Raw genomic sequence first — 15,106 nt, forward strand, 5'->3', positions numbered from 1 at the left:
CATGTTCAGTTTCATCACCGATCTGCTCGATCAACTCGGCTATGTCGGGATCGCGCTGCTGATGTTCCTCGAGAATGTCTTTCCGCCGATCCCGTCCGAACTGATCATGCCGCTGGCGGGTTTCAACGCGGCCCGCGGGGAGATGAACATCTTCCTCGTCATCCCGTCGGGGAGTATCGGTTCGCTTGCGGGCGCGACCCTGTGGTATTTCATCGGCCGCTGGATCGGCGAAGACCGGCTGAAACGATGGGCCGGGCGGCACGGGCGCCTGTTCACGCTGAGCGCGTCGGATATCGATACCGTCAACACATGGTTCGACCGGCATAACGAGAAGGCGGTCCTGATCGGCCGCCTCGTTCCTGCCGTGCGCACTCTGATCTCGGTTCCAGCCGGCCTGTTCGAAATGCGGCTGGATCGCTTCCTTCTCTTCTCGAGCATCGGCACCGCCGCCTGGACCGCGCTGCTGACGCTGGCGGGCTATCTGCTCGGTGAGCGATATCAGCTCCTGTCGGACTATCTGAACCCGGTGTCCGACGTGATCGTGGGCGGCATCGTGCTGTATTACGTCTACCGGGTCTTCACCTGGAAGCCGCATTGACGGATCACCGGCGTGTTCGGTTTTCAATCGTCCTTTTGGGAAGCCGCCATTCCGCTTCCGGCCAAGGAGACGCGATAATTCGACGCGTGAACGGACGGCAGCTTCCAGCGATTCCATTCGCACCCTTTTTCGGCGGCTTTTCAGGCGACCACCGCCGGCCCGCCGGGGCCGCGAGCGAACGGCAGCCTTTCAATCTTTTAACCTGAAAGGCGCCATTCCGGACCCGCCAACAAAGCTGACATAGCGCCTGCGGCCGAAGTGCGCCCATTTTGGTCGATCAGAGGATGATTTGATGCGTCAGGGAGTGGACCGTCCGGATTCTCTTACTGACCAAGTTTGCCAACAGTTGGGAAGGATAAGCAGCGGCCTTTCGACATTTTCGGCGGCGATTTCGTTTAAACTTTTGGCAAGGCCTAACCTTTAGATCTTGCATGACCATAATCGGGATGTGCCATGAGATTGCGTAACCGCCCCTGGAAACTTCTGGCTTTACTGATTTTTGGGACGATCAGCCTAATATTTTTTGGTACCAACCTCCTTAGTGGTCCAATCGAACTAAGGCGATTGGGGGAGGTGAGTGCCGCAGGGACGCCCATCAAGTTCGTAATCGTAGTTATTGGATATATATTCCTCTGGATGGGTTTGACCTTTATGTGGGTTATATTTGCGCATGAGTGGGGGCGAGATCATCGTCCGCGGTTCAAGCCACCGTTAGATGATCCCGATAAGCGTAGCCCCTTTTAGCTTATCTATGCCCGAACTGCGCCCACCTTTGCCGTTCGGCTCCGGCTTTCCAGCGCGAGTAAGCCGACCTTCAGCCATGACGTGGTCTGGGACAGAGCCGTCGTTTGCGCGCCCGGCCGGGAATGGCAAGTCTCCATCCATACACCTGCCATTCTTGAAGCCCCGATGGTCTTTCTAAGAATGCGCGGAACTGGCCGACAGCGGAAAGTCGCCTTAAAGTTTGAATGTCGCACGAGCGTACAACAGCCAAGCTGATTTCGTCATTAGGCTGTAGCGGCCCTATCTGAACCATCCTTGTCCAGTCTACCAGTTAATCGCTTGCTTCATCATGCTCTGAAGCCCTAAATTCCTGAGTTTGAGAGCGACGGTAGAAGACTGATCGATTGCGCCTTTTCGATGCAGGGCATCGTTGTATACCACTCCTAGCAGAAAGCATGCTTCCGGAACAAGGATACCTATAGATTCCGCAAACTCTAGCTTGTTTGCAGTACCATTACACTCGAGCAGAAACTTTTCTCGCTCCGGCTGAGTCAGGATCTTAGAGTAAGTACACTGCTCGATCTTCACTCGGACGTACGCACATACTGCGAACGGATCGTAGCTTCCGCCGCCAGCCATACACTTGTCCCATTCTTCTTTCAAAAATCCGTAGAAGCCATGACTTTTACCATGTTTCTTTGGCAGTCCGTATGTGGTGTTGAATATCTCTGAGATATCATGGTCAGCGGGATGGTAATGAAGGAAGTGTCGTGACAAGTCTGCTGCCCAACACGTATCATCCCTGTGAGTAATTACCTTCCGCATAGTTTCACTAATTTTCTGCGTCGTGTCTCCAAGGTATACGGTCTGCTGGCGCTTAAGCGCGTAGCCTTTGAAATACAGTGGGTCTAAGTGGGTTAAGAGACAAATGTAAATCTGCCTGCCCTCTTGCCGATACGCATCAATTAACTTGCTCATGAAATATTGAGCAACAACGATGTTTGCATCATCAAGATAATCGAAGACTTCATCGACCAACAGGATGCAGGGCTTCGTGCTATTTGTCTCCCGCGTTCGCAGCAAATTGCAACCGAAGTACAGAAGGTCGCGCTGCCCATTTGAGAGTGACGAGGCGTCGGGGAAATTGACTAGGACGCGACCTTTGGTTTCTTTTATTTCAGCTGTTACCCAAGCCCCGTTGATGTCTCCGATGAAATCTTTCAAAGATTGCAGGCGTCGGGAATAAACGGCGTATTGCAACCATTTTTTCAGGTTCGGCCTGTCGGATTCGCTCAAGTCCATCAGTATGTAGCATATGATGGCGCTATCAAGCCAATTGTTACCTTGCCCGTGCTTCATCACCACATCAAAGACGGCCCTGAGATGCGGCAGTTCGTCAACTTTCTGGGCGTATTTGGCTGCGACCTTGTCGCTAATTGATGCTTTTGTTCCGCTTAACCCCTTTACCGTCTCGATCATTTCTTTGAACAAATCAGCCGATTTTTTTTGCTTAAGCTTATCGATAGAGGCGATCACGCCAAGTAATTCGCTTCTGAGAATCTCATCGTTGCAGCAGGCAGATAGGTTAGGGACTACCTTAGAATTGCCTCCGAATAATGGCTTATACTTATTTATGTTAAAGTTTATTTTTTCTTTGTTAAATGCCACCCCAAGATCAAGTGATGGTATCTCTAAGTAAGGCTTCGCAATCGTGAAGCCGTTTATTTTTGGAAGTTTAGCCTTTGGCTCAATGTTAGACTTAATTACATGAATATCAAAGCTCCCTGATATCTCATTGAGGTTTGAATTCGCATGCAATGTATTTCCGTCGTACTCAATAGAAAGACGTGATACTGCCGCCTCTTTTTTCTTGTGCTTATCTTTTTCGTCGACGTTGAGCTTGCTGCCTCTAGCGCAGTTGAAAGCCGTAGATATGCTGCTTTTGCCAAAGCCATTTGGGGCAACAACAATGTTAGTGCAATTTGGGCGAAGATTAACCGTCAAACTCACCTTTTCAAAACCACGAATATTTTCGATGTGAATTTTCGAGATCGTCATACCTAACCCAACGAATCGCCAGCCTTTTTAAGGCTTCAAGTTTAAGGCGAATTTCCGTGCTTCAGCAAGCGACAGGCGTGTTCCCAGTGTTGTCTGAAGCAGCCGTCGAAAGCCTTCTTATTTGCGGCAACTTAGCGTCTTCAAAGCTCGAATGTCGTGGTTGGACGGTCGTGTCCCACGGGGTGGTGTAGGAAGGTTTCCCTGAGAGGGTGGCCACCGTCGATCTTCTGGTAGGGTTCGGATGCGAACTCGAACCTGATCCTGCCATGGATCGACGGTTCCTACACCACCCCGTGGGACACGACCTGGTTGGACAGTTAATGGAGTGAGGGTAGGCAATTGGGAGGCTTCGTTAATATCACGACCGCTTTCCGGATGAGATTAGCCTGGGACTTATGACTGAAATGGGCGCCTAGCCGATCGGCAGCTATCCTCCCTCCGACAGACCGATTTTGGCGTCAGCCGACGTTTCTTTCGCCATATCAGAACGGCCTGAGGTGGTCGAAACCAGAAGGCGGGATCTGGGATGAAGCTGCCGTTTCCGATGTTGACCCAAACGGCGGGTACAGATCTGAAAGGGCCCTCTCGCGTAGGCGCCCTTATCTCTCATCAGCCGCAACGTAGTAGCAAAGACGATCACTCGAGCGCCTCGTCGGCTTGGAAGCTTTGCCGATACTGCGCCGGTGTCACACCGAGGCGCGCCGCAAAGGCGATCCGCATCCGGTCTGCCGTGCCGAAGCCACAGTCGAAGGCAACGCTCTTGAGCGGCAGACGGGTAGCTTCGAGAAGCATCCGGGCCGCGTCAATCCGAGCCCGCTCCACGAACTCGTGTGGAGTGATGCCGGTCTCTCTCACGAACTGGCGGGCGAGATTGCGTGGGCTCATTCCCGAGGCTTCAGCAAGCGACTGGAGGGTGTGTCGCTGGCCGACGTTGAGTATGACGTGATTCTGCAGTCGAGCTATCGCTGACTGCGGATCCGCCGGGGCGGACAGATAGGGGCTGAACTGGGATTGCCCCCCCTGGCGCTGCGCCAGCACGACCAGCCGCTTCGCGACCGCGACCGCGACCGAAGCTCCGTGGTGCTGCCGCACCAGAGCCAGTGCCAGATCGATGCCTGCCGTCACGCCCGCGGATGTGATCAGAGGACCGTCCGAGACATAGATAAGATCGGGTTCGACGCGCGCAGAGGGGAAAGCCTCCGCAAGCTTGGCGGCGATCTGCCAATGGGTCGTCACCCGACGACCATCCAGCAAGCCAGCGTGACCGAGCGCGAACGCACCCGTGCAGATCGACCCATAGACGGCGGCTCGCGTCGGCATCTCTCTAAGCCATGCCGTCATTTCCAGGTCAGGTTCGACGTGCGGCAAGTCGGGACCGCCTGCCACGAGCACGAGATCGAACGGGCTTTGAGCCTCATGGAAACTCAGGTCGGGCAAAAGCTGCATGTTGTTCGATGCTCTGAGCGGCGCGCGGTCTCGCGCAACGAGCAGAGTCTCATAGCGGCCTTCCGGTGAGACGAAGCCATTTGTCTCGGCAAAGACGTCGATCGGGCCCGCGACGTCGAGCGCCTGAACGCCAGGATGCACTACCAGCGCGACCTTCAGCACGCCCATGGGGCTGCTCCTGTGAGTTGGCAAGATTTCACGTGCGCTTGTCCTGAATCGCAGCCTCGCCTTCGTTGAGTCCGGCCCGGCGCGACGCCAATAAGGTGGGAGACGGTCGAGCCGCCGAAGCGGCGACGATCAGTGACTACAAAAGACGAACGATTGTGCGCGCTCGCTCGCGCCATGGAGGCTTTGTGGAAAATCAACTCGCATCGCATGAAGCAATCGCCGGAATCGCTGTGCCCGACAGCGCGATCGCACGCGCCGCCACGCAACTGGTACGGGACACCGAGGACGAGCTGATGTTCAATCATAGCCGCCGCGTCTTCTTCTGGGGCGCGCTCACTGGAAAGCGCAAGTCCATCAGCTTCGACGCCGAGCTTCTCTACCTAGGGGCGATGTTCCACGACATAGGCCTCACGCCTGCCTATTCAAGTCCGAACCTCCGCTTCGAAGTGGATGGGGCGAATGCCGCCCGCGACTTCCTCGAGAGCTACGGCGTGGACGAGAGAGACGTGGAGGACGTGTGGACCGCGATCGCGCTCCACACGACGCCTGGCGTTCCCGAGCACATGCGCCCGACGATCGCGCTTTTGACGGCCGGAGTCGAAATGGACGTGCTGGGGATCGCCTACCACGACTTTACCGCGGAACAGCGACAACATGTCTGCGAACACCATCCGCGCGAAGTCAACTTCAAGGAATGCATCATCTCGCATTTCGCGGACGGCATCATAGGCAAGCCGGCGACGACATTCGGAAACGTGAAGGCCGATGTGCTTGCGCTCAGGGATCCGGAGCATTTCGTTCGCAGCAACTTCTGCTCGTTGATCCTCGGTTCACCGTGGCCGAACTGACCGACACTTCAGGAGCCCAACCCAGGCGATCCTTCCTACGCTGAGGGAAAAAGGCTGGGGCCGCATCGTCAACATCACCAGCCTCGTTACCACGGGCACTCCGCTACGTAGCGGCTATGCTGCGGCTAAAGCGGCCTTAAACAGCCTGACGCGCACCTGGGCGATGGAACTGGCGCAAACCGGGATCACCGTGAACGCAGTGGCACCGGGGCCCGTCGAGACGGAAATGTTCCGCCGCAACACGCCTGCGGGAAGCGAGGCCGAGGCTCGGTTTCTGGCGATGATCCCGATGCGGCGCTTCGGCAAACCCGATGAGATCGCCGCAGCGGTCGAGTTTCTCCTCTCCGAAGAAGCGGCCTTCATCACCGGCCAGACGCTCTTCGTGGACGGCGGCGGGTCGATCGGCACGATCTCCAACTAAGAGCGGGTGCTGGCTAGGCCAGGGGACAGGACGCTGTGACGGCGGCCTTCAGCTTGGCTGACACGTGGAGACCTTACCGCGAACTGTCGCAGATTTCGGCTGGCGCCGCTGGCAAACGAGGAACATGAGTTCGATGGGCCTTGGGGCGGGCATCATTGGTCTCACCTTGATGCTGTTTTTCAGGCCGTTGCCGGAGACCTGCAATCCTTACCGGGCGAACGCCGAGTCTCGTCCCCACGAAATCGTCGTCGGCTATCCGTGTCAAGAAATCGGCTATAATTCAACGGGAGCGCCGGACGACCGTGTGGCAGGTCGCTGAAGCTGGAACTCGTCTGACGGCGGCCTGACGATCCGTGTAACCTCACGCGTGTCCGCTTCCGGGATCGCCATCGCGATGTCCGAGCGACTGAACCTAGGGCCCGCTGCTGCCGGAGAGTATACATTCGCGCCAGCGGCAGGTCTCAACGGCAGCGGCCGTTCGGCAGGTCGCGGCGAACGACTGAACCTGGTCGGCTGCTGCCCCTTCGACCGGCAGCAACAGCGTGGCAAGTGCCGCCAACATTCCTGCCGTTCAGAGGCTCGGGAGGCATCGTCGAAAGCGGTCTGATGTTCATGTGCCCGCATCGGCTCCCCGACAGGATCGAGGAGCCAATAGCGGCCAAGCTCCAGGGATCGCGAACTGTGAAACGCAGCTATCCTATAGGATTGCTGATCAAAAAGGGATTTTGTGCGGGTCCCCATTCGCATTGTAAGGATCCGGCTGCCGCGCCTGTTCGAACTCCAAATATTATTCCTGAATTCGTGCAGTGATATTTCGTCCATGTGCTAAAGAGCCTTCATCACCTGATTTCGAACAAGCTCCACGTGACAGAGGGATAAGTTTTTACCCTCGCTTGATGCAGGAGCGCGCGCCATGTGCCTCAATCAATTACTTCAGGACGAACAAATCGCGCTGATGCGATATTCCGCCGCGACCGATCCGACGGAGATCGATAGATACGGACACACGATCGAAACCATCGGCCTGTGCCTGGGATCTTTCCCTTATCGCCACCGTCCCTATTTCCCCCGGAATGCGACGGGGCGGCTGATTGCATCTTCCCACCTGCGGCCTTCTGCCGACCTCTCGATCCGGAACAACCAAGCTGGAGCCGTCTGAAATGGCCAAATCACAAAAACGCAGCAATCGCGAGCTTCGCAAGCCCAAGGTGGCAAAGCCGAAGTCGCCCACGGCACTCGCGGTCCAGGAAACGTCCGCGGTAAAGATGATCGTCAAGCCGAAAGGCAAGCACTGAGATGGCTTGCACACACCCGCGCTCCGAATCGCCTTTATCGGCAATGCCCTTCCGCGCCGCTGCGGCATAGCCACCTTCACGAGCGACCTGGAACTCGCGGTCGGGGCGCTCGACGAGATCGCCGAAACGACAATTGTCGCGATGTGCGAGCCGGGTGCTGACCACGCCTTTCCTTCAATCGTCGGAAAGACGATCCGGCAGGAGGAATCTGGCGACTATCGGGCAGGCGCAGACTTCATCAACCGCGAAGGGTTCGATCTCGTTTGCCTGCAGCATGAGTACGGCATCTTTGGCGGTGACGCGGGCGCGCTCGTCCTCGACCTGATCGCCAGGCTCGACGCTCCGCTCGTCACCACATTGCACACGGTGCTCGACCGGCCGAGCGCGGCGCAGCGCCGGGTCATGGATGCCATGATCGCAGCATCCGCTCGCGTGATCGTCATGGCCCGCAAGGCCCGTGAGATACTGATCGAAACCTACGGCGCCGACCCGGACCGGATCGATATCATCGGGCACGGCATTCCCGATGTTCCGCTCGTTTCGTCACGGGACGCGAAAGAACTCTTGGGTTTTGCCGGGCGCAGGGTCATCCTGACCTTTGGGCTGATCAGCCCGAACAAGGGAATCGAAACGATAGTCGAGGCGATGCCGGAAATCGTCAAGCGATCCCCCGACGTCGTTTATGTGGTGATGGGCGCGACTCATCCGATATTGCACGCCGAAGAAGGGGAGCGATATCGCGACAGCCTGGTGGACCGCGTTCACGAGCTTGGCCTCGACGACCATGTCGTCTTCATCAACCGCTTCGTCGATCGCCCCGCACTGCTCGAGCACATCGCCATGTGCGATGTCTATGCCACGCCCTATCTGGTGGAATCGCAAATGACCTCGGGCACTCTGGCCTATTCGCACGGCGTGGGCCGCCCGGTCGTCTCCACGCCCTATTGGCATGCCGCCGAACTGCTGGCCGACGGATCGGGCGTGCTGGTCCCGTTCGACAATCCTGCCGGCTTCGGACCGGCGATAGCGGCCCTCCTGGGTGACGAAACGCAGCGTCTGGCGATGGGGCGCAAAGCCTATGCCGCCAGCCGTCCAATGACATGGGCCAATACGGCGCACCGCTATGCCGCCAGCTTTCGCGCGGCCTGCCGAGAGGGCAGGCTTGCGACATGCCCCGGGCCGGGCACGCTCGCCGGTCCCGCCCCGAAAATATCGTGTGCGCTGCTCGATCCAACGCTCCCGGCCATGGCCCTCGAACATTTTACCGCCATGTGCGACGACACCGGCATGTTCCAGCATGCTGTCCATGCCATACCCGACCGCAACCACGGATATTGCATTGATGACAATGCGCGAGCGCTGCTGCTGTGCTGCAGCCTTGCCGGGGGACCCGATGCGCCGCTCGCTGGCCGCCTGTCGTCGACATTCGCGGCCTTTATCCAGCATGGCTGGAATCCCGACAACCGGCGCTTTCGCAACTTCATGGGGTTCAACCGGCAATGGCTGGAGCCCGCGGGATCGGAGGACAGCCACGGACGCACGCTTTGGGCGCTCGGCACCTATAGCGCACATACCTGTGCGCCGGGACGCGCGCGCTGGGCGAAGGGGCTCTTCTACGAAGCGCTGGAAGGCGTGGCAGCCTTCACATCCCCGCGCGCATGGGCGTTCACCCTGCTCGGTCTCGTTTCCTATTGTGCGGCATACCCCGAAGATCACGCGGCTGCGCGGACGCGGGTTCAGCTCGCCGGCCGCCTGGAAGGACTGCTGCGGGCGAACGAAACCCCGGAATGGACATGGTTCGAGGATGGCCTGAGCTATGACAATGCGCGGTTGCCCCAATCCCTGATCGTCACGGGGGCCGCTACGGGCGCGCCGCATCTCGTCGATGCCGGGCTCCGCAGCCTGCACTGGCTCATTGCGATGCAGACCGCGCCGCAGGGGCATTTCCGGCCTGTCGGATCGCACGGTTTCCTGCAGCCACCCCGCAGTACGCCGCAGCCTTTCGATCAACAGCCCCTGGAAGCGTGTGCAACGATTGCGGCCTGTATCGCGGCGCGGGGCGTCGATCCCGATTTCCCGTGGCGAGCGGAGTCGGAGCGTGCCTTCGCCTGGTTTCTCGGCGCGAACGACCTGGCCGTCGAGCTTGTCGATGTCGCAACCGGGAGTTGCCGCGATGGGCTTCATCCCGACCGGGCCAACGAAAACCGGGGAGCGGAATCGACGCTGTCCTATCTGCTTGGGCTGGCCGATATGAAGCGGCTGGATGACGCGGGCTGCCCGACCGCAGCACCACGGGCCATGCGCGCGACCACACCGCTGCCGATAGGCACCGTCGATGCGTGAGGCTGGCACACCGCACGCGCCTTTCTTCAATCGGCAGGCGCTCCATCTGCGGCCCGATCCATCGCGCGTCGTCGTTCGCCCGTTCCGGCCTGCGGTCGAACCCAGAGATCTGAACCCCGTCGACAAGACGCGGGCCAATCACATCGTCGATCGCGTCCTCGCCCTTGGGGAGGACGAAACGCTGGAACTGCTTGCCGCAACGCTGCGGAACTTCGACGACCGGCACCGAAATCTGCCTGCGATCTTCGAACGGCGCGCGGCGGAAATGGAGGACGCCCTTGCCAGCCACGCGGCCTTTTCGAAAGCGCAGCGCCAACTCGTCGGCGCCTATTTCCTCCATGAATACAGTTTCGAGGCGGCCGCCCTTTTCAACCCCAGCATCGTGCTGCATCCGGACCAGTCGGGATTGGCCGAGGATTGCGGCCGCTTCATTCTGAGCCTGCGCGCGGTCGGCGAAGGCCACATCTCGTCCCTGACCTTCCGGTCTGGAGTACTGGCCGCCGACGGAACGGTCTTCATCGACCCGCCCGAACGGCTTGCCGGCACGCCGGAGGTGACGGCCCGTCTCGGCGATCATCTGGAACTCACCTTCGATCCCGACAGCGATATTGCCGAGCGGGTGATCTTCCCCGTCACCGATATGCAGGCGAACGGGATCGAGGACGCCCGCTTCGTGGCTTTCAGGGATGAGGGACGAACCACCTATTATGCGACCTATACCGCCTACAGCGGTCGCGGCATTCGTTCCGAACTGCTTGAAACCAGCGATTTCCTTTCGTTTCGGATGGCACCACTCAAAGGCGTTGCGGCGCGCAACAAGGGCATGGCGCTGTTTCCCCGCAAGATCGGCGGACGCTACGCGATGATCGCGCGCCACGACAATGAAAGCCTTCACCTCATCACCTCCGACACTCTTTACGATTGGGGGCTGGGCGAGGTGATCATGAAGCCCAAATATCCGTGGGAGTTTGTCCAGATCGGCAATTGCGGCTCACCCATAGAGCTTGACGAGGGCTGGCTTCTCTTCACCCACGGCGTCGGACCCGTGCGCCACTATTCGATCGGCGCCGTCCTCCTCGACAAGCAGGACCCGTCGCGTGTGATCGCTCGCTCGCGCGAACCGCTCGTCCAGCCGGAAATTGCCGAGCGACAGGGGTATGTTCCCAATGTTGTCTATTCGTGCGGCGGCATGAAAGTCGGGGAGCGCATCCTCCTGCCCTATGCCATTTCCGACGCTTTCTCGACCTTCGCCACGATCAAGACGGCCAGGCTTCTCGAACTTCTCAAAGACTGAAAGGCAGATCTTGCGGTCTACGTGAAGGGGCACTTTCCGCCACCGATCTCTCATTCCGCCGTTTTGGGATTCGAATGTGTGCGATGGCCGCAGTTTGGCCGCGTCCGTGCGAAACAAGTCATTGCACTCGGCGCACGCGGGAGCAGACGAAAGCGCGATGTGCCGCTTAGCCATTGGCGTGCTGTGTCGCTATGGGAAGACATGATCCAGATTCTAATCGATGCCGACGCCTGTCCGGTAAAGGACGAGACCTACCGGGTTGCTGCCCGCTACAAGGTACCGGTCGTTGTCATAAGCAACAGCCCGATCCGCGTGCCGCGCGATCCGCTCATTTCGCGCAAGGTGGTGAGCGACGCCTTCGACGCAGCGGATGACTGGATCGTCGAGCATGCCACCACAGGCACTGTCGTAATCACGGCGGACATCGTGCTGGCGGACCGCTGCCTGAAACTCGGGGCGGCGGTCATCGCTCCGACCGGCAAGCTATTCACCAGTTCATCGATAGGCAGCGCCATCGCGACAAGGGCGATCATGGCCGACCTGCGCGTCGGCGGCGATATCGTGGGTGGACCGCCCCCATTCAGCAATGCCGACCGCTCACGCTACCTGTCGAGTCTCGACGAAACGTTGGTGAAACTGCGACGGCAGGCTTGATGCCGGTCGCCGCGCCGCGGCCGGGATTCCGTTCAATAGGAAAGCGGCGTGGGGCGCGAATGCATGAAAGCGAAACGTTTCACTCGGCCCTCGATCAGGTGCTTGGCGAGCACGCGCCGCATGATCGCGGCGCCGTCGCCGGTTACAGTGACCACATGGGTGCCGCCGGCGGGAAGCGGCTCGATCGCGCTGATGGCGACGTCCGCCCCCTCACAGTGCGCGATGACTTCGGCTTCGGTGAGAGCCACATTCATCGCCCGGCTCATGGCGAGAGCCTCCCGCGAGCGGCCGCCAGCGGGGGTGTGCGGGCACCAAGGTGCTGCTGCAGCGCGCCGAGTCGCGAAGCGAAGCAGTCTGCCTGTGCGGCATATCGGCGATGCTCGCTGGAGGTTTCGGTTCGATCCGCGCGGATCAGCGCGATCTGGTGGCGGGAAAATAGTTCGTTGAGGTCCACAGCACCCCTCCCGTCATGTAAGCGGGAGCGCGCATGGTCTCTCTGCCGCGCGCGCCTACGGAATACGAATGCGCGCAGTGTTCAGTAACATGGGGATTCCTGCCGGAATTACAAGCATCGAAGAGTGCCAGGATCAGGACAGCGCCTACCCCTGCCCGCCCTCATGTGTATGGTGAGGACCACACCCGCCTGAAGAGCGGCCATTGGCTGGCTCAGATTGGATCGTCGAGAGCTGCCATACATTCACGCACTAGCCCGCCTCGGGGTTGTTTCCAGTTGGAGGCGAAATAACAATTGAGATCGGTAGTTCTGCAGGTCTGCGGGGTCGTGCTGGCGTCGTCACTCGCATCATCGCAGGCCAGACACCGTCAGATCGTTGGCAATTATTCCGTTCCATTGGGTGGGCTCAAAGGTTTCAAGCGGGCTGCCGGCGACACGCCCATCGCGCCAGACCCAGTGCGTAGGCGTGGTTGTGTCGAAACTGAAACCGGGCGACAGCCATAACGGCTCTGCCAGGAGTGCATACCGGACTTCAGTCCGGCGCATGAGCCGCACCAAGCCGGCAGGCGTGCGTCGGAATACCTCCCGCCGTTTAAATGGAGTGATGGGATTTAGTGAAAGGCGCCAACCCCCACCATCGAAATGAAAGGCTCGAAAGGCTGGATCGTAATTCCACCGTTCGACCACGAGAATATCGGTACGCACATCTCGCACCATCTCGTCATGCAAGCACAACCCCTCCCGCCGGAATTCATCCAGTTTATCCCACAGCGGTGGTGGCGGGGGTGGAACGTCGCGTCCAGTTTCTGCGCTTGAGGCATACACCATTTGCAAACGAGCGCGGTTGCATTCCGGACCGATCGATCCGAGTGAAAAGCGATGAGCGGGGCTGGGCAGTTCGGGCCCATTTGACAGCTCGTCGAGCGGCACTTGGGTAATGCTCTTCGCGGTGCGTGAAAATAGAAGCCGCTGGCAAGTGTCCGAACATTTACCCGGAGAGCCTAAGCCCCTGTCAATTGCGTGGGTGATCGAAAGATTTGGCCGCAATATTGGAGGGGTACCGTGATCTTGCGCGATCAGGAGCTGGACGCGTCGTTCGGTGATTCCGTTGGCCCACCATGGAATGCCAAAGCCGGCGGCCAGCGGGAGTATGGCGGCCACCGCTAACATCGCTAGATGCGGCGTCCTGTCTGACAGTCGGCGCAGGATCGCATAGATTGCAAGCGTCGGCGTTAAATATAGCCATGCCCCCGGCATAAGGGCGATAAGCCACCCCAAGGGAATGCCGATAATCGTCAGCATGAGCAGAACGATTACCACTGGCATGAAAAGCGCGCAGCCCGCTCCCAGTGTCAGCAGCAACCAGGAATAAAGAAGGCGCCGATCGAATGCATGCATGCTGTTCAAACTTCCGGAGCAAGATTCAAATGATATTTTGGGTGGCGACACGAGCGCATTTCCGCACCTATTTGTTTCGCGCCCGTTTTCCCCGGCGGCCGACTTGGCGCAAGGTTACAGAAATTGGAAGAATTGGATTATGCAATCCTCGACCGCGCCGTATTGCGCAAGTGGCCGCCGCCGCCAGCACAGCGGCCATTCCTCGATCATGTCTGCATCGTCCAAATCGGCCGCTCATTCATCTGGCCAATTATGACTCCACCTGGGCCGGTTCCTGACTGTCCGGTAGTAGGAAGAAAATGGGGAAAGCTGACGCGGAGTCGTGCCGGCGCGCGAGTTGCCTCCGCCTCAATCTCGGTCCTCAACGGCCATCCTTGAGTGCCCCGACACCAGTCTCTCTTTCATCTTCCGGCGACGTAGTTCGTTGGGTTGGTCGAGCGGCAGGGCATGCGAAGCAGACTATGTTTTCTTGGAGGGGAGGCCAGCATATGCGATGTCCAGCTTGTCTTCTAATTCTATTGTCAGGGAATCCACGACCTCCAACACCGCGTCAATATCGGAATAAGTTGACGGCAGACCTTGGCGTACAAACATCCCGTCATGTCCAGTTTCTATCGGGTAGAGCCCCCTAAATGCCCGCGATAAAAGGTCACGGCAAAAATCTACGACGCGGGCTCCTGAGTAGCCAGATTCGGCCAGGTCGGGCCGAAGCCCAACCGCTTTTCGATACGGCTTGTCGAGCTCCCAATAACGATCATTGCATTGCTCAATGCGATCATAGAGTTCGCGTAGCCGCATGGCCGATATGTCTTGGCGCGTCTCGATGGACAGCGACGCTAGTGAGGTTACTTGCACGTTCGTCAGGTTTGCTGCTTCGACCGCCCCAACCTGAAAACCTGCCTCACACAGCAGGATGCCTCGATCGGCCCCAAGATCGCTTACGATCTCGCGCAATCCCAAAACATGTAGCTTGGAAACAGCCGACTTCCAATGCTTGCATTCTACGAGCCAAAGCACTTCAAAGCCAACATGCTTCGACTTAACCACCACGTCTATATCATGCGTCGTTCGAACGCCGGTTAGCTTCGCATCAGTTTCGGCCGACAACCCGAGAGAGCGGAAAAACTCAGCTGCTTCTTCCTGATACTCTTTCCAGTCGTCTGCCATTCCGATCACGCCTTTTCCTAGCTATCATATTCAACTTGGCATGAGGCTCCAGTGTCCGCCACAAAAAGCCAGTAAAGAAAATGATGTCTACGCGACAACAGCGCCCAGATGACGGCAGATGAGCCGTTAGGATACTGTCCGCTACTGATTGACCTGAATGCCATAGTGCACAAAGTTGCCAGTGCAGCCATCAGTGCGTGACGGCAAACCGTAGTCGATGTGGACATGGCCGTTCGCGG

At 58.5% G+C, this 15,106-nt stretch carries 13 protein-coding genes; 8 read left to right on the forward strand and 5 right to left on the reverse strand.

All coding sequences use genetic code 11. The annotated features are described in order from the left end of the window. Nucleotide 1 precedes the first annotated feature (1 nt). Nucleotides 2-598 (forward strand): DedA family protein, encoded by a 597-nt coding sequence (locus PP1Y_RS14365; RefSeq protein ID WP_013832900.1) that lies wholly within the window; start codon nucleotides 2-4, stop codon nucleotides 596-598. A 1,047-nt stretch (nucleotides 599-1,645) separates the two neighbouring features. Here the strand turns inward: PP1Y_RS14365 and PP1Y_RS14370 are convergent. Beyond that, on the reverse strand, nucleotides 1,646-3,379 hold the full coding sequence (locus tag PP1Y_RS14370; RefSeq protein WP_013832902.1) for an AAA family ATPase: 1,734 nt from the start codon (nucleotides 3,377-3,379) through the stop codon (nucleotides 1,646-1,648). 636 nt (nucleotides 3,380-4,015) lie between these two features. Next, on the reverse strand, nucleotides 4,016-4,993 hold the full coding sequence (locus PP1Y_RS14375) for a GlxA family transcriptional regulator (protein WP_013832903.1): 978 nt from the start codon (nucleotides 4,991-4,993) through the stop codon (nucleotides 4,016-4,018). Nucleotides 4,994-5,058: 65 nt separating this feature from the next. On the opposite strand from PP1Y_RS14375, the gene PP1Y_RS14380 reads away from it, so the two are divergent. The 7 genes from PP1Y_RS14380 (at nucleotide 5,059) to PP1Y_RS14410 (ending at nucleotide 11,848) form a co-directional block, all read left to right on the forward strand. Further along, nucleotides 5,059-5,841 (forward strand): HD domain-containing protein, encoded by a 783-nt coding sequence (locus tag PP1Y_RS14380; RefSeq protein ID WP_232512689.1) that lies wholly within the window; start codon nucleotides 5,059-5,061, stop codon nucleotides 5,839-5,841. 73 nt (nucleotides 5,842-5,914) lie between these two features. Beyond that, nucleotides 5,915-6,262: an SDR family oxidoreductase gene (locus PP1Y_RS14385; RefSeq protein ID WP_232512724.1), complete on the forward strand. Its 348-nt coding sequence runs from the start codon at nucleotides 5,915-5,917 to the stop codon at nucleotides 6,260-6,262. Between the two features lie 913 nt (nucleotides 6,263-7,175). Next, a complete protein-coding gene (locus PP1Y_RS14395) occupies nucleotides 7,176-7,421 on the forward strand; it encodes a hypothetical protein (RefSeq protein ID WP_041558873.1) in 246 nt (81 codons plus the stop codon). A 1-nt stretch (nucleotide 7,422) separates the two neighbouring features. After that, entirely contained in the window at nucleotides 7,423-7,557 is a 135-nt protein-coding gene (locus PP1Y_RS26505) for a hypothetical protein (protein WP_007014456.1), read from the forward strand. 6 nt (nucleotides 7,558-7,563) lie between these two features. Next, nucleotides 7,564-9,900: a glycosyltransferase family 4 protein gene (locus PP1Y_RS14400; RefSeq protein WP_013832906.1), complete on the forward strand. Its 2,337-nt coding sequence runs from the start codon at nucleotides 7,564-7,566 to the stop codon at nucleotides 9,898-9,900. Beyond that, on the forward strand, nucleotides 9,893-11,194 hold the full coding sequence (locus tag PP1Y_RS14405) for a glycoside hydrolase family 130 protein (RefSeq protein WP_013832907.1): 1,302 nt from the start codon (nucleotides 9,893-9,895) through the stop codon (nucleotides 11,192-11,194). The genes PP1Y_RS14400 and PP1Y_RS14405 overlap by 8 nt, the downstream gene beginning before the upstream one ends. Before the next feature lie 201 nt (nucleotides 11,195-11,395). After that, nucleotides 11,396-11,848 (forward strand): YaiI/YqxD family protein, encoded by a 453-nt coding sequence (locus tag PP1Y_RS14410; protein WP_013832908.1) that lies wholly within the window; start codon nucleotides 11,396-11,398, stop codon nucleotides 11,846-11,848. A 32-nt stretch (nucleotides 11,849-11,880) separates the two neighbouring features. Here the strand turns inward: PP1Y_RS14410 and PP1Y_RS14415 are convergent, their stop codons facing one another. The 3 genes from PP1Y_RS14415 to PP1Y_RS14430 all read right to left on the reverse strand — a co-directional run bounded on the left by PP1Y_RS14415 (nucleotide 11,881) and on the right by PP1Y_RS14430 (nucleotide 14,867). Continuing rightward, nucleotides 11,881-12,114, reverse strand: a complete 234-nt coding sequence (locus tag PP1Y_RS14415; RefSeq protein WP_007014461.1) for a hypothetical protein — start codon at nucleotides 12,112-12,114, stop codon at nucleotides 11,881-11,883. A gap of 536 nt (nucleotides 12,115-12,650) precedes the next feature. Continuing rightward, entirely contained in the window at nucleotides 12,651-13,700 is a 1,050-nt protein-coding gene (locus tag PP1Y_RS14425) for a hypothetical protein (RefSeq protein WP_041558875.1), read from the reverse strand. A 459-nt stretch (nucleotides 13,701-14,159) separates the two neighbouring features. Further along, nucleotides 14,160-14,867, reverse strand: coding sequence for a restriction endonuclease (locus PP1Y_RS14430; RefSeq protein WP_013832910.1), 708 nt, complete (start codon nucleotides 14,865-14,867; stop codon nucleotides 14,160-14,162). Nucleotides 14,868-15,106 lie beyond the last annotated feature (239 nt).

The sequence above is a fragment of the Novosphingobium sp. PP1Y genome (assembly GCF_000253255.1).
Lineage (GTDB): Bacteria > Pseudomonadota > Alphaproteobacteria > Sphingomonadales > Sphingomonadaceae > Novosphingobium.

Bases quoted from the DNA above. Each gene is read 5' to 3' on its own strand.
- PP1Y_RS14365 (WP_013832900.1), top strand. From the start codon at position 2: ATGTTCAGTTTCATCACCGATCTGCTCGATCAACTCGGCTATGTCGGG.
- PP1Y_RS14370 (WP_013832902.1), bottom strand. From the start codon at position 3,379: ATGACGATCTCGAAAATTCACATCGAAAATATTCGTGGTTTTGAAAAG.
- PP1Y_RS14375 (WP_013832903.1), bottom strand. From the start codon at position 4,993: ATGGGCGTGCTGAAGGTCGCGCTGGTAGTGCATCCTGGCGTTCAGGCG.
- PP1Y_RS14395 (WP_041558873.1), top strand. From the start codon at position 7,176: ATGTGCCTCAATCAATTACTTCAGGACGAACAAATCGCGCTGATGCGA.
- PP1Y_RS26505 (WP_007014456.1), top strand. From the start codon at position 7,423: ATGGCCAAATCACAAAAACGCAGCAATCGCGAGCTTCGCAAGCCCAAG.
- PP1Y_RS14405 (WP_013832907.1), top strand. From the start codon at position 9,893: ATGCGTGAGGCTGGCACACCGCACGCGCCTTTCTTCAATCGGCAGGCG.
- PP1Y_RS14410 (WP_013832908.1), top strand. From the start codon at position 11,396: ATGATCCAGATTCTAATCGATGCCGACGCCTGTCCGGTAAAGGACGAG.
- PP1Y_RS14415 (WP_007014461.1), bottom strand. From the start codon at position 12,114: ATGAGCCGGGCGATGAATGTGGCTCTCACCGAAGCCGAAGTCATCGCG.
- PP1Y_RS14425 (WP_041558875.1), bottom strand. From the start codon at position 13,700: ATGCATGCATTCGATCGGCGCCTTCTTTATTCCTGGTTGCTGCTGACA.
- PP1Y_RS14430 (WP_013832910.1), bottom strand. From the start codon at position 14,867: ATGGCAGACGACTGGAAAGAGTATCAGGAAGAAGCAGCTGAGTTTTTC.